Consider the following 14,390-nt stretch of genomic DNA (forward strand, 5'->3'; position numbering starts at 1 on the left):
GGAGCCCTACAAAAAAGGGGAAAACTATGCGTTTATGGGTTGATGCTGACGCCTGTCCTAATGTGATTAAAACCATTCTCTTTCGTGCTGCCGAACGTGTTGAAATTCCATGTATCCTTGTGGCTAATCAAGCCATTGCTATTCCGCCTTCTAAATGGATTGAGCGTCGCGTGGTGAGCTCTGGATTTGATGTTGCAGACAATTACATTGTCGATAATATCGATACTCAAGACTTAGTGATTACTGCAGACATCCCTCTCGCTTCCGATGTGATCGACAAAGGCGCTTTAGCCATTAATCCTCGTGGCGAGCTCTATACCAAAGAAAATATCAAACAGAGACTCAGTATGCGTGACTTTATGGATCAGATGCGTTCTTCTGGAGTGCAAACGGGTGGACCTGCGACGTTTAATCAACAAGATCGTATGGCGTTCGCGAATACATTGGATAAATTATTAGCACAAAGAGTGCGTTAGTCTTTTCCACTATTGTTGAATCTGGAAAGTATTCACGGAATATTTCCCAGATTATTCAATATTTATAGGTGAGTTCATATGAAAAAAATCGTTGTTGTTGGCGGTGGCGCAGGTGGCTTGGAGTTAGTGACTAAGCTCGGCCATGCGTTTGGTAAGAAACGCAAAGCAGACGTTGTGTTGATCGATAGAAGTCAAACACACATCTGGAAGCCTTTGCTTCATGAAGTGGCAACAGGCTCATTGGATATCAATAATGATGGTTTGAATTACAGGGCGCATGCCGCCAAGCATCATTACCAGTTTCAATTGGGAACGCTAATGGGTGTTAACCCTGAGCAACGCACACTCACGTTGGACTCTTTGTCTGATGACATGGGACACGTTGTTTTACCTGAACGAACTATTTCTTATGATATTTTGATTATGGCCGTTGGCAGTGTCAGTAATGATTTTGGTACGCCTGGTGTGTCTGATCATTGTTACTTCCTAGATTCACATAAACAAGCGGAACGTTTCCAGCAGGCACTGTTAAATCAGTTTCTACGAGTTCATCAGGAAGGTACTGAGTCTAAACTGAAATTGGCCATCGTAGGTGGTGGCGCAACGGGGGTTGAATTGTCCGCTGAGTTATTCCATGTTGCGGATATGCTCAAAGCGTATGGCATGCCTGAAATGTCTGGAAAACGAGTCCATGTTCAACTCATTGAAGCAGGTCCGAGGATATTGCCCGCTTTACCTGATCGCATTGCGGCATTGGCGACAAAAGAATTGATTCGCTTAGGCGTTACCGTTAGCCAAAGTACTCGCGTTGTGCGCGCATACGATGGTGGTTTTGAAACCGCGGATGAGAAAACCATTGAAGCAGATTTGATGATTTGGGCGGCGGGTGTTAAGGCACCGGATTTTGTCGCCAAAATAGAAGGTTTCGAAACAATGCGAAGTAATCAAATTTTGGTCAAAGGCACATTGCAAACGACCTCGTTCGAAAACATATATGTGATTGGCGATTGCTGTGCATGCAAGCAGGCTGATGGTTCGTTTGTTCCGCCTAGAGCACAATCGGCACACCAAATGGCGTCGTTGGTGTTTGATAACATTAAAGCGTCGTTTTTAAGTGAGCCTTTGAAAGAATACACTTACAAAGATTACGGTTCTTTAGTGAACCTGAGCCGTTACAGCACCGTTGGTAATTTGATGGGGAACCTGATGGGCGGCTCTATGTTTATTGAAGGCCGTATTGCTCGCTTCGTATACGTGTCCTTATATCGACTTCACCTTATTGCAATCCATGGCTGGTTTAAGGCGACGGTCATTATGGCGGCGCAGAAAATTGGCAAGGTAGTGAAACCAAAACTAAAGCTACATTGATTTGTGACAGTGGGTTCTGAGATAAAACCGAGATTTAACCATCTCGGTTTTTTTTGCTTTACATTAAGTGATGAAATATTTGACCTGCATGTTACACATAGGTTTTATACTTTAAATATAGAGTATATTTCTTAAAGGAGTTTTTATGCGAGTAAGTGAGCTGGCTAAAAAAGCTAACGTGACGCCAGAGACGGTTCGACATTACACACGATTGGGCTTGATCCATGCAAAACGCGACTCAAATAATGGCTATCATCTTTACGATAGTGTGAGTTTGCAGCGATTGCATTTTGTTCGTCAATCCAGTGATCTTGGATTTAGCCTTAAGCAAATAGAAGAAATCTTTCAGCAATCAGACAGTGGCGATTCCCCATGCCCTATGGTGCGAGATTTGTTGCAAAAAAAAGTTCCTGAAACCAAATTGAAAATAGCCGCATTGCAGGCGCATCTAGTAAAAATGGAAGAAGCATTGGCAGCTTGGAATGAAATGCCAGATGGCACACCCGATGGCCATTCTATTTGTTGCTTAATAGAAGACTGGGAAACCCAACATTCAACAGAAAGTAGGTGAGTAGTATGAAGACTGAACACCAAGAATCAGATGTGAATCATGCCTTTGTCACGTTAGAGCTCAATGTAACCGGAATGTCGTGTCAAGGTTGTGTTTCAAAAGTACGTGGGTTGATCCAAGAAAAAAGCCCTAAAGCGATAATAGAAGGGATACCAAAAGAGCAGCGTTTGGAGGTTACCTCTGATCTGCCGTTATCATCGATTGAATCGAGCATCAAAGAAGCAGGCTATGAATCACTTGGTGTCATAAGAAATATTGAGCGCGCTCATTATAGCTTGGATGCCGAACAAAATGGGCTAGCCAGTATTGATGAGTCTGATAATCAACAAACTGATCAGGGCAATGCAGATAAGACCAATCATTATCAATTTTCTATTTCAGGTATGACCTGTGCAAGTTGTGTTAACACGGTACAGACGGCATTGCAAAATTCAAAAGAGGTTATTTCTGCGGATGTGAATTTTGCAAATCATACGGCTCAAATATCGACAACGGGGTTACCAGATTCAATCATTAAAGCCGTAATCGGTGTTGGTTATGGCGCGAGTCTAATTGTTGATGCAGAAAAAAGTGAAGCGGAGCGAGACCAAAGAGAGCATGCCGAATATCGAGAAAAGTCGAAAGCGTCCGCACTTGGATTAGGACTTGGCATTCCATTAATGCTGTATGGCGTTATGGGAGGGAATATGATGGTGAGCACGCTCACCGATAGGTTGATCTGGCTTGTCGTTGGGCTTGTGACACTTTGGGTTATGGTTCAAGCAGGTACGCATTATTTTCGTGGCGCCTGGAAAGCATTTATGGCGCATCAGGCCAATATGGACCTACTTATTGCATTAGGAACGGGCAGCGCTTGGTTTTACTCTATGTTGGTTGTGTTGATGCCGAATTGGTTTCCCCATAATACGAATCATCTGTATTTTGAGGCATCTGTCATGATTATTGGTTTGATTAATCTGGGGCAAGCATTAGAACTTCGCGCACGTCGTAAGACCAGTAAAGCCTTACATAGATTATTGGACCTTAGGCCAAAAATGGCAATAAGAGTCGAAGGTGATACAGAATCACGAATATCTGTATCCGATATTAATGTAGGAGATGTTCTCAGGGTTCGATCAGGTGACAAGGTACCGGTTGATGGCAATGTATTGGAAGGTTCATCTACGGTGAATGAATCTATGTTAACCGGTGAGCCAGCGCCTATCGAAAAAAATATGGGTAGTAAGCTGTCTGCAGGGACAGTAAACGGGCAAGGTAGTTTGTTGTTTGAGGCCACTCATATTGGAGCTGACACTTTGTTGGCGCAGATTATCAGTATGGTTGGCAAAGCTCAAAACTCTAAGCCTCCTATCAGTGTAATGGCAGACAGGGTCTCTTCTGTCTTTGTGCCGAGCGTTATTATTATTGCTATTTTGACGGCTCTTGCTTGGTACAACCTAGGCACTGAGTCCGTGTTTTCATACATGTTAGTTACCACTATATCCGTGCTGATTATTGCGTGCCCTTGTGCCTTGGGCTTAGCAACCCCGATCTCGACCATGATTGGTATCGGAAAAGCCGCTGAATATGGTGGACTGATTCGTAATGGTGACGCTTTGCAGCGTGCCAGTGAGCTAACGGTTATTGTGTTAGACAAAACAGGAACGATTACAGAAGGTCGGCCAAAAGTAGTAAGTCAGCTTTTGGCTGATCGAGCTCAGTCAACTGACATTGCACAGATAGTGTCAGCACTTGAGTCGAGAGCAAACCACCCATTAGCGGAAGCGCTTCTCTCGCATTGCCAGACAGAATTCGACGCTGACGACACTGTCGAACTTATTGAATTTAAGACGTTAATTGGGTTAGGTGTCGAAGGTCGTACTAATGGTGTTCGATACTATCTGGGTAATGAGCGCTTAATGAAAGAAAAGGGCATTTCACTAAGCCTTGACGACATGAACGGCCAGCAGCACCAAAATGCTACACGAGTGTATTTTTCTGATGAGAGCGCTATTCTGGCTGTTTATTATATTGAAGACCCCATTAAAAAAGGCATTGAATCGGCAATCACCAGTTTTAGAAAACAAGGCCTAGAAGTCATTATGTTGACAGGAGATAACCCAGAAACGGCAGCTTTGGTAGCGTCGATGGTTGGCATTCAGGATTATCATGCCCAACTAATGCCCAATGATAAATTGGATTGGGTTAAACGACTGCAAGCAAAAGGAGAGGTTGTAGGGATGATTGGGGATGGCATTAATGATGCGCCTGCTTTGGCTCAAGCTGATGTGGGGTTTGCTATGGGAGCAGGAACCGATGTTGCCATGGAAAGTGCAGACATAACGCTCATTCACAATGATTTAAAAGGCGTGGCTGATGTTATTCAGATCAGTAAAGCAACCCTAAGAAATATTAAACAAAACTTGTGGGGCGCCTTTGCTTACAACAGTTTAGGGATTCCGCTTGCAGCAGGAATATTGTTCCCTTTCACAGGTTGGTTATTGAGTCCGGTTATTGCTGGGGCCGCTATGTCGCTCTCTTCCGTTACTGTGGTTACTAATGCAAATAGACTTAGATTGTTTCGTATCGTTGCATCGGATGAAAGAAAGATGGAGGAAAAACTATGAGCGCGCTCATAAACGTGTTTGGCTTGATACTTATTGTGTTTGTTGTCTATTGGTTTTGGTGGTCAGGCAAGAAACCAAATAAGAAAAAATAAGCGACGTGTTTTTACGTTCTTTTGAGTAAGTATTTGTAATGTAAGTGTTGTAATATATGAGCGCTAAAAACAAGCCAAGGGTTGTCTGTGGCTTGTTTTTTTTGCTTTGAGCATACAAACATTTTTTCATTATTAATACATCAAACTTCGGAGCGTTTATGCTTGCTTATCAATGGGGTATTTTTGCCATTGCACTTGGTACATTCGGGCTAGGAACGACAGAATTTATGCCTATGGGTTTATTGCCCGTTATTGCTGATGGTGTTAATGCATCCATTCCTGCTGCAGGTCTTTTAATCAGTGCGTATGCTGTGGGTGTAATGATCGGTGCTCCTTTGATCACTTTGTTCCTCACTCGCTACAGTCATAAGACCTCGTTACTCGCCTTGATGGTTATTTTTGTCGTGGGCAATGTTCTTTCTGCTGTATCAATCAATTACGAAACCTTTCTATTTTCTCGCATTGTTACCAGCCTTTCCCACGGCGCTTTTTTTGGTATTGGTGCGGTTGTAGCCATGAATCTGGCCCCATATCACAAAAAAGGATCCGCGGTGGCGTCTATCTTTTTGGGGTTGACCATCGCCAATATTGTGGGCGTTCCTATTACTACTTGGTTGGGGCAAACGTTTGATTGGCGTATATCTTTTGCGGTTACTGCTGTGTTGGGTGTGGTTGCCATTATAGGCATTAGTCGAAGTCTGCCAGCGATGCCTTTGGCAGAGCGCCCTAATGTGAGAAGTGAGCTGAAAATCATTATGCAACCGGCCGCGTTACGGGCTTTCGCGACAACCGTTATGTGCGCAGGTTCCATGTTCACACTTTACACCTATATTGCGCCAATTATGCAGACGTTAGCCCAAGCTTCGGATAACGCGATTGCTACCATGTTAGCGTTAACTGGAATTGGGTTCACATTAGGCAACTATATCAGTGGCAAAGTAACGGATAAGTCACCTGATTTGGCTTTGTTTGTCTTCCTAGGCTTACAGGTTCTAGTTTTAGTCTTATTCCGATTTACAGCAACAACCGTCGTTGGCGCGGGAGTTAGCATCTTGTTATGGGGCGTGGTGATTTTTGGCAGCGGGCCGCCATTGCAAATGCAGGTGATGAAAATTGCTAATAAAGCACCTGGTTTAGCGTCTTCCATTAATATCGGTGCATTTAACTTAGGGAATGCATTGGGCGCAGCGTTAGGTGGATTGGTGATCAGTATTGGCTTTAGTTTTGATTGGATTCCTACTGCGGCCGCGATGTTATCTTTCTTCGCCTTGATCATGGTTTGGCTTAACCGTCGTAAAGCAATAGCGAGTAAAGAAGAAGTGTTCAATTAATAAGTACATAAACACTTTCATATTTATCTAAGGTGCTTCAGTGCATGTATAAGGGATAAGCTGTTTTGGGAATCGTTAAAAGCAAATTTTTAAAATTGAATCGTTTGATTCTATTCTTGGCATTGTCAGCCACAATTATCACCTTCATTAATAGCTTCTATTCAAATTATGAAGTTCAAAAAGAACAGTTGATCTTTCAAGCGATAGAGGTAAATCGGGCTTATGCTCAGAAGCTTTCTGACACAACAGAAGTGTTTATATCATCATCGAAACAGCAGCTTGCGTATGCAGCGAATGAAGTGTCTAGTCAGATGGACAACGATGCGTTTTTAATGGATGAGGCGAATCGTTTGAAATATCAAACCGACAGTTTCAACTCCGTTGTCATCAGTGATGCATTAGGCAGAACTCAGGCAGCATCACCTGAAACATTAGACCTGGTTGGCAAACAGTTAAAATCCGCTGGCAGTAAAGAGGCATTAGAAGAAAAAAAGGCACTTATTAGCAAACCTTATGTATCAACCATCCAAAACTTACTTGTCTTCATTTCGGCACCAATTTTCGATAAGCAGCATAATTATTTGGGTTTCTTGGGCGGCAGTATTTACTTAAAATCCCCTAATATTCTCAATCAAATTCTGGGTGAGCATTACTATAAAGACGGTTCTTATATTTATGTTGTCGATAAAAATAGGCAAATTTTGTATCACCCTCAAAAGGAGAGAATTGGCACGTTCCTTAATGGCAATAGCGGGCTCGACGAAATTATCAGTAAGAAAGAAGGGGGCTTGTTACTCAAAAATAGCAAGGGCATCGAAATGCTGGCGGGTTACTCAAGTATTCCGAGTACGGATTGGATTGTCATTACTCAAAGCCCTTTAGAATCTACCTTGTTACCATTAACGGGCATTATGGAAAAGGTGATTTTACGAACACTGCCAATGGCATCGGCTGTGTTTCTTTTTATATGGCTCTTTGCGCGAGCAATCTCACGACCGCTTCAACAACTGGCTGAAAGAGCGAAATCACTCGATAGCCCAACCGTTACGAGCGACATTGAAAGCATTGACTCTTGGTATGTTGAAAGCTTTAGTCTTAAAAAGGCCATGTTAAGTGGTGTGAAGCTTCTGCATAATCAAATTGGTGATTTAAAACGTGATGCCGACACAGACCCTTTAACAGGCGCAAATAATCGCCGCGCATTTCAATATAAGCTCAAGCAATTGGCGTTACTGGAAACGCCATTTGCGATTTTAGCTTTGGATATAGATTACTTCAAACGCATCAATGATGAATATGGTCACAGTGTTGGTGATGAAGTCTTAAAACAGCAAACACAGATATTGCAGGTTTTTTCCAGAGATGGTGATTTGGTTGCTAGAACTGGTGGTGAAGAATTTGTTCTGTTATTGAAAGACGTCACCGTGGAAGATGCGTTTATTATTGCTGAGCGTTTACGTGTGGCGATTGCTGAGGAAGCATTTGAAACCGTTGGTCATGTTACGGCGTCCATTGGCATATCGGCTTGGACGGCAAATTCTATCTCTATTGAGAAAACGTTATCATTGGCGGATCAGGCGCTTTATCAGGCTAAGAAACAAGGCCGGAATTGTTGTGTAATGCGTTCACTAGAAGATGTCGCTTAAAACTGAATGAAGGTGTGTGCGTACATGGTTTGGTATAACGGTGTACGCGTACCGTTTGAACATTCAAACAAGCACAAGGCAATCATGGAGAGTAAATTTAATTCATTAAAGTGGATAATCACCACAAACTACTAATTCCGATAATAACATTTATCGGAATTAGTAAGCGTGAATAAGCCTTCTATAATCCTAACTGCTTCTGCGTTGTTTAGTGAGATTTTAACCAAGCCAATAAGTCGCTCAGTGCTTTGACTTGATGTGTTGGTGTGATCTCTATTGGGTGTGTTTTTCCATGATGGTTCAGCCAGCACGTATCAAAGCCGAAGTTATTGCCGCCCAGAATGTCAGACTCTAGTGTGTCGCCAACCATGAGTACGCTTTTTTTATCTGGATTATTCATTTTATTGAGCGCGTCTTGAAATATGTTTGCGTGCGGTTTGGCTACGCCAACCAGTTCAGAAATCACCACAGGTGAAAAATAAGGTAAAAATCCAGTCCGTTCGAGTCGTACTTGTTGTAATTGAGCAAATCCGTTGGTGATAATGCCCATTTTTACGTTATTTTCATGTAAATGCATTATTAGTTCTAAGGCGCCTGGTAATGCTTTGCATATTTCAGCCATTGAATCTAAAAATTGTTTATTAAGCTCTTTTGCGCTGATGGCCAGCTTGTCACTCCAGCGTTGAAATCGACGTGTTTGCAGCTGCTCTGCTGTAATGCTGCCATTTTGGTATTCAACCCACAACGGCTTGTTTAGCGCTTGGTATTCATCAAACTCTAACTGTCCAAAATTAACCCCGTGGCGTGAAAACATGTGTGTTAAGCCGGCAAAGTTATCGAAATGAAACAGTGTTTCGTCGGCGTCAAATAATATCCATTGGTATTTCATTGTTACTACTTCTATGCAAACAAGTTGGTTTAAACAGAATAATGTTCAGGGTGCAGTATTGGAGCTAATGCCAGCACTAAGGCTTGGGTGTAAATGCTTTCTCTGGTTGCTGCATGATTTGTCAGCAAGCCAATGGCACCGCCTTTCTGGCGAATATTGGAGGTATTAAATAAGTCGTCCATAACATCCCCAAGTTCTTCGTGTTCTTTTAACCGCTTATAGACTTTATTTGGTAGCGGCAGGTTTGCGGATCGACCCGTTGTCATTGCCCCTTCATTGCTCAAAATAGCGACATAGGCAAAGGTGGCTGCGCCCTCCTCAAATTCATCCACACCGCCTTCCATCGCTACAAAAAAATCCATCTCTGATTCAGGGACTTGTTGAGCATAGTGGCGAGCGCAATAGCGAACTCGATTTTGTGCGCCGAGACGTGTTTCGGCTTCTGTCATGGGTTGATCCGCTACCTCTGACAGTGCGTGCATTTCTTCGCAGTGCACAATGTGCTTAGGGAAAATGAGCGAAAAAGCATGTTTGGCGGCATTGATTTTAACGGGGTTGGTTGAGCCAACACAAATTCGAATGACGGTAGAATCTAATTTTATAGTCATCAAATGTCCTTGTTTTAAGGATGAAAATTAAAACAAAAAAGCCGCTATCCATAATAGCGGCTTTTCATTAAAACTTATGGATGGATCTACGCTTGGCCTTTGATAACCGGCGTTGGGCAAACAACGTCTGCATTTTGCGCTCTGTGGCGTAGCAAATGATCCATAATCGTCAATGCCACCATCGCTTCTGCGATTGGTGTAGCGCGAATGCCAACACAAGGGTCGTGGCGACCTTTGGTAATCACTTCGATTGGGTTACCAGCACGATCAATGCTTTTACCCGGTATTGTTATGCTCGACGTTGGTTTTAATGCCATGTGAACCACAATGTCTTGACCAGAGGAAATGCCACCTAGAACACCGCCGGCATGGTTGCTTAAAAAGCCTTCGGGGGTCATCTCATCACGATGCTCGCTGCCTTTTTGTTCAACAACGTCAAAGCCATCTCCAATTTCAACGCCTTTTACCGCGTTAATGCTCATGATGGCTTTGGCGATGTCCGCATCCAGACGATCAAACACTGGCGCACCTAAACCTGGCATGACGTTAGTAGCAATAACGGTAATTTTTGCGCCAACAGAATCACCTTCGCGTCGCAATGCTGTCATGTATTGTTCGAGTTCTGGTATCGCGTCGGGATCTGGGCTAAAGAAGCTATTCTCATAAACTTGGCTCAAGTCTTTTACTTCAAGCTTGATAGGGCCAAGTTGCGATAAGAACCCTTTTATCTCAATGCCAAATTGTTGTTTTAGGTATTTTTTTGCGATGGCGCCAGCAGCAACACGCATTGCTGTCTCGCGTGCAGACGAGCGCCCGCCACCACGATAGTCACGGAAGCCGTATTTTTGGTCGTATGTGTAATCGGCGTGTGCTGGACGAAACGTGTCTGCAATGTTGCCGTAATCTTTCGAGCGCTGATCGGTATTTTCTATCAGTAAGCCAATCGGCGTACCGGTTGTTTTACCTTCAAATACACCCGATAAAATTTTCACTTCATCTGCTTCACGTCGTTGAGTTGTGTATTTAGAGGTACCCGGTTTACGCAAGTCTAAATCGTGCTGCAGGTCTGCTTCATTGATTTCTATGCCCGGTGGACAACCATCAACAATGGCACCAAGCGCTATACCGTGACTTTCACCAAATGTGGTGACTTTAAAAAGTGTTCCAAATGTATTACCAGACATAGTTTATTTCTGCTCTTGTAATAGTTCGCTGAGTTGTTCTTTGGTTAGGATAAAAACACCGTTACCACCCTGCTCTAGTTCCACCCACATAAATGGGGTGTTTGGGTATGCCGCTTGAAGCGCATTCTCGGTGTTTCCAACTTCGTATACTAATATACCGTCATCATGTAAATAATGCCCGACTTGGGCTAAAAAGTCGTGAGTGAAGGTTAGACCGTCTTCTCCTGATGTTAATGCTAATTCAGGCTCGTTATGAAATTCTGCTGGGGCATTTTCAAAGTCATCGGCATCAACATAGGGTGGATTGCAAATGATAAGGTCATATTGCTTTCCTATTAAGCTTTTGAACATGTCAGAGTGAATAGCGACCACTCTTTCTTCTACTTGGTGGCGTATTATGTTTTCGTTGGCAACAACCAGTGCGCTTTCACTGATGTCAGTAATATCAACTTGCGCATCTTCAAACACTAAAGCGGCAGCAATGCCTAAGCACCCCGAGCCAGTGCACATGTCCAAAATATTCAAAGGGTAGTTTTTTAGCCAAGGCGCAAACTCACTTTCCAATAAAGAAAGGATTGGGGAGCGAGGGATTAATGTGTCTTTCGTGACTTTAAAAGGCAATCCCATGAACCAAGCTTCGCCCAACAGGTAAGGCAAAGGTTCGCGTTTTGTGATGCGTGTTTGGACTAATTTTAGAATGTGTTTTTTTTCATTGTAGGTCAACGCGCAATCTAACATGTCACGATCAAAATCTAATGGCAACTTAAGTGCGCCCATCACCAACTGTACCGCTTCGTCCCAAGAGTTGTCAGTTCCATGGCCGTAGAATAAATCGGCTTGGTTGAAGCGACTAAATGTCCAGCGGATAAAGTCTTTTATGGAGGATAAATCACGAGTGGCGGATTGTTTGTAGCTCATCTTCTCTTCTTAATGATACACGTATAACGAAGCCCATATTATAGCGGTTATTTTTTCGAGCCTCTATCTTTGTTGTGAATGGTTTGTATTGATGTGGCCAAAGCGTCCAGTTTTTTTGTCATGTCTTGCCATTTTTTGGTGTCGTCTTTTGCGTGATTGCTCATTGTGTTGCTGTGTTGTTTTAAAAGCTTTTCGTTTTCGTGTTTAAGGAATTCGAGTTGGTTATCTTGTTTTGCAAGATCAACCTCTTTTTGTGACAGGTTCATTCTCAACTCAGTGCTGCTCTTTTGCTCTTCTTTTAGTTGACTGTTGAGTACCTGATTCTGAGAAAGCACATCCAAATAGCGCTGTTCGCTGATGTCGAGTTTTTGCTGAAGGGCTTGAGCGTGAGACAGTAGTGTTTGATGTTCTGCATTTATTTTTTCATGCGCGTCTTGTAGCTCGATCAGTGCAGAAGACAAAGAAAGATAACCACCCTCTGTCGCGTCTTGCTTATGTTTATGGTGTTGCTCTACATCGGTGGCTTTTTCATCGAGCAGTTGACCTAGATTTTGCGCTGCTTCTCTGGCGAAACGTTTAAAAACCGGCAGTAAAATATTATCGATTTCGTGTAATTGGTTCTGTTGATGTTCTTTGTAGGCTTCCTCCCACTCGGATATGGCTTTCATGAAAGTGGTGTTGGAGCAGCGACGTCCATCTTTCGTGAAAAAGTGTTCGGTTAAGCGAGGAATGTTAGGGAAGAGATTCTTTTCGATAAGTTCCCAACAGGCTAGATGTATTTCTTCTCTTGATATGTTTGCTTTACGGGCCATTCTGCTTACCTGACAACTCAATTAATATATTCAGTAATAATATTATCAAATATATTTTTTTGTTGAAACCAGTAAGTAATTTAGTGCCAGATTACGAAAAGTTGGCCGATGGTTATTTTGGGTAAAAAAAAGCGCCTGTCGGCGCTTTGTAAAAATATCTAGTGTTTTATTTAAGGCTGGTTGTACTGAGTATTTTGGTTGCCATTTCAACGCCAAATTCTTTTGCGAGTTCTTTCCATGAGTCCTGCTTGGCTTCGAAATAAACGGGTTCGGCATTAGGGAAACGAGCATCAAGCAGTTCATTAACACTCGATAAGCCATCAATCAAACCGATGGTTGTGGCTTGTGAGCCTGTAAATACCATGCCTGAGAAAACATCATCGGTAATGGTTAGTTTATCGCCACGACCTTCTTTTACGGCGTTGATAAATTGCTGATGCGTTTCATCCAATACCGCTTGCCACTTTAGCTTGGCTTCTTCTGTCATTGGGGTGAAAGGGTCTAAAAAGGCTTTATTTCGGCCCGCGATAAACGTACGACGTTCTACTCCGATTTTTTCAAGCAAATTACTGGCATCAAACCCTGAGGAAATAACACCAATAGAACCTACTAAACTGGCCTTATCCGCATAAATTTCATTGGCGGCAGACGCAATATAGTAGCCACCCGATGCGGCCATGTCTTCCACAACAACGATCACCGGGATGTCTGGATAGCTTTGCTCTTTGTTTCTAATGGCGTCGTAAATAATGCCCGAATGCACAGGACTACCGCCAGGGCTATTCATTTCAATCACAACGCCTTTCAATTGACTGCTCTGATAAGCATCATCTAGCAAGTTAACAAAGGTTGACGACTCGATCTCAGCGTCGGCGCCAATCACTCCACGCATTGGAATCATGGCGACAATATCACCGTCTAAACTGACGTTTTGCAATTGAGACTGCATAAACCAACCGCCAAGAATGGCCATAAAAATGGCTATTGTTGTAAAGCGGAAAAATATTTTCCATCGTCTAGCGCGGCGCTTCTCTATTACGTTTTCACTGAGTGTTTTCTCTAACAATGCCCAGATTTCATTGTTAGGATCAAGCGGATCACTGCCTTGCGATTTCGAGTCACTCTTTGAATCGACAGCATTGTCGTTTTGCATTTCCATTCGATCTTCGTCTTCTGTCCAGCTCATTAGTCATAGCCCCAGTAAATTGGATAATTGGTTGAAATCATTTAGTAGCGCATGAGGCCGACACGCGTTTAGTCGAGCTTCATTATGAGCGCCATAGGTGACCCCAATGCTTTTCATGCCGGCATTGGTGGCCATGTTTAAGTCGTATTCTGTGTCGCCAATCATGATGGCGTGTTCTGGCGAGATATCCAATTCTGTCAGTATTTGCTCTAGCATCAACGGATGCGGTTTGGATAAGGCTTCATCTGCGCAACGTGTTGTGGCGAAATAATGATGGGTATTGGTTAACGACATGACTCTTTCGAGCCCTCTTCTGGTTTTCCCTGTAGCAACCGCCAATATCAATCCTGCTTCTTGGAGCTGATCTAACATTTGAATCACCCCAGGGTAAGCATCGGGTGGTGTTTGATCTGCCGCGACATAAATTCCTTTGTAATGCTCCATAATGATACGCTGCTCATCAATGGGCAATTCAGGCCATATTACGTCGATTGCTTTATCAAGAGATAAACCAATGATGTTTTTAATGTCGTCTTTGTGTCTTATTGGCGCCTTTGCTAAATGAGCCGCTTGTAGCATGCTCGCGCATATTTTATCGATCGAATCGAATAAAGTACCGTCCCAATCAAAAATCACTAATTTAACCATAGATACCTCTTAAGAATGGCGCGGCGAAAGTGTACCATAGCGATAAAATACAACA

13 protein-coding genes are annotated in these 14,390 nt (G+C 43.1%); 6 read left to right on the forward strand and 7 right to left on the reverse strand.

Annotation, left to right across the window (positions count from 1 at the left end):
* Positions 1 to 26 precede the first annotated feature (26 nt).
* From D104_RS35400 to D104_RS35425, 6 genes are all read left to right on the forward strand, one after another.
* A complete protein-coding gene (locus D104_RS35400; RefSeq protein ID WP_024025419.1) occupies positions 27 to 476 on the forward strand; it encodes a YaiI/YqxD family protein in 450 nt (149 codons plus the stop codon).
* 78 nt (positions 477 to 554) lie between these two features.
* Positions 555 to 1,844 (forward strand): NAD(P)/FAD-dependent oxidoreductase, encoded by a 1,290-nt coding sequence (locus D104_RS35405; protein WP_024025420.1) that lies wholly within the window; start codon positions 555 to 557, stop codon positions 1,842 to 1,844.
* Between the two features lie 145 nt (positions 1,845 to 1,989).
* Entirely contained in the window at positions 1,990 to 2,415 is a 426-nt protein-coding gene (locus tag D104_RS35410; protein WP_024025421.1) for a MerR family transcriptional regulator, read from the forward strand.
* Positions 2,416 to 2,420: 5 nt separating this feature from the next.
* Positions 2,421 to 5,021 carry a heavy metal translocating P-type ATPase gene (locus D104_RS35415; RefSeq protein ID WP_024025422.1) on the forward strand — a complete coding sequence of 867 codons (2,601 nt, stop codon included), beginning with the start codon at positions 2,421 to 2,423 and terminating at the stop codon, positions 5,019 to 5,021.
* Positions 5,022 to 5,271: 250 nt separating this feature from the next.
* On the forward strand, positions 5,272 to 6,444 hold the full coding sequence (locus D104_RS35420; RefSeq protein ID WP_024025424.1) for an MFS transporter: 1,173 nt from the start codon (positions 5,272 to 5,274) through the stop codon (positions 6,442 to 6,444).
* 65 nt (positions 6,445 to 6,509) lie between these two features.
* Positions 6,510 to 8,090 (forward strand): sensor domain-containing diguanylate cyclase, encoded by a 1,581-nt coding sequence (locus D104_RS35425; RefSeq protein ID WP_024025425.1) that lies wholly within the window; start codon positions 6,510 to 6,512, stop codon positions 8,088 to 8,090.
* Positions 8,091 to 8,298: 208 nt separating this feature from the next.
* Here the strand turns inward: D104_RS35425 and yjjG are convergent, their stop codons facing one another.
* The 7 genes from yjjG to D104_RS35460 form a co-directional block, all read right to left on the reverse strand.
* Complete coding sequence (gene yjjG, locus D104_RS35430) at positions 8,299 to 8,979, reverse strand: pyrimidine 5'-nucleotidase (protein ID WP_024025426.1); 681 nt, start codon at positions 8,977 to 8,979, stop codon at positions 8,299 to 8,301.
* Positions 8,980 to 9,008: 29 nt separating this feature from the next.
* Positions 9,009 to 9,587 (reverse strand): inosine/xanthosine triphosphatase, encoded by a 579-nt coding sequence (gene yjjX / locus D104_RS35435; RefSeq protein WP_024025427.1) that lies wholly within the window; start codon positions 9,585 to 9,587, stop codon positions 9,009 to 9,011.
* Between the two features lie 86 nt (positions 9,588 to 9,673).
* Positions 9,674 to 10,771, reverse strand: coding sequence for a chorismate synthase (aroC, locus tag D104_RS35440; RefSeq protein WP_024025428.1), 1,098 nt, complete (start codon positions 10,769 to 10,771; stop codon positions 9,674 to 9,676).
* A gap of 3 nt (positions 10,772 to 10,774) precedes the next feature.
* A complete protein-coding gene (prmB, locus tag D104_RS35445) occupies positions 10,775 to 11,689 on the reverse strand; it encodes a 50S ribosomal protein L3 N(5)-glutamine methyltransferase (RefSeq protein ID WP_024025429.1) in 915 nt (304 codons plus the stop codon).
* A gap of 47 nt (positions 11,690 to 11,736) precedes the next feature.
* Positions 11,737 to 12,501, reverse strand: coding sequence for a hypothetical protein (locus D104_RS35450; RefSeq protein ID WP_024025430.1), 765 nt, complete (start codon positions 12,499 to 12,501; stop codon positions 11,737 to 11,739).
* 166 nt (positions 12,502 to 12,667) lie between these two features.
* Entirely contained in the window at positions 12,668 to 13,687 is a 1,020-nt protein-coding gene (gene sppA, locus D104_RS35455) for a signal peptide peptidase SppA (protein ID WP_024025431.1), read from the reverse strand.
* Positions 13,688 to 13,690: 3 nt separating this feature from the next.
* Positions 13,691 to 14,335: an HAD-IA family hydrolase gene (locus D104_RS35460; RefSeq protein ID WP_024025432.1), complete on the reverse strand. Its 645-nt coding sequence runs from the start codon at positions 14,333 to 14,335 to the stop codon at positions 13,691 to 13,693.
* Positions 14,336 to 14,390 lie beyond the last annotated feature (55 nt).

This window comes from Marinomonas profundimaris, from assembly GCF_000508165.1.
GTDB lineage: Bacteria > Pseudomonadota > Gammaproteobacteria > Pseudomonadales > Marinomonadaceae > Marinomonas > Marinomonas profundimaris.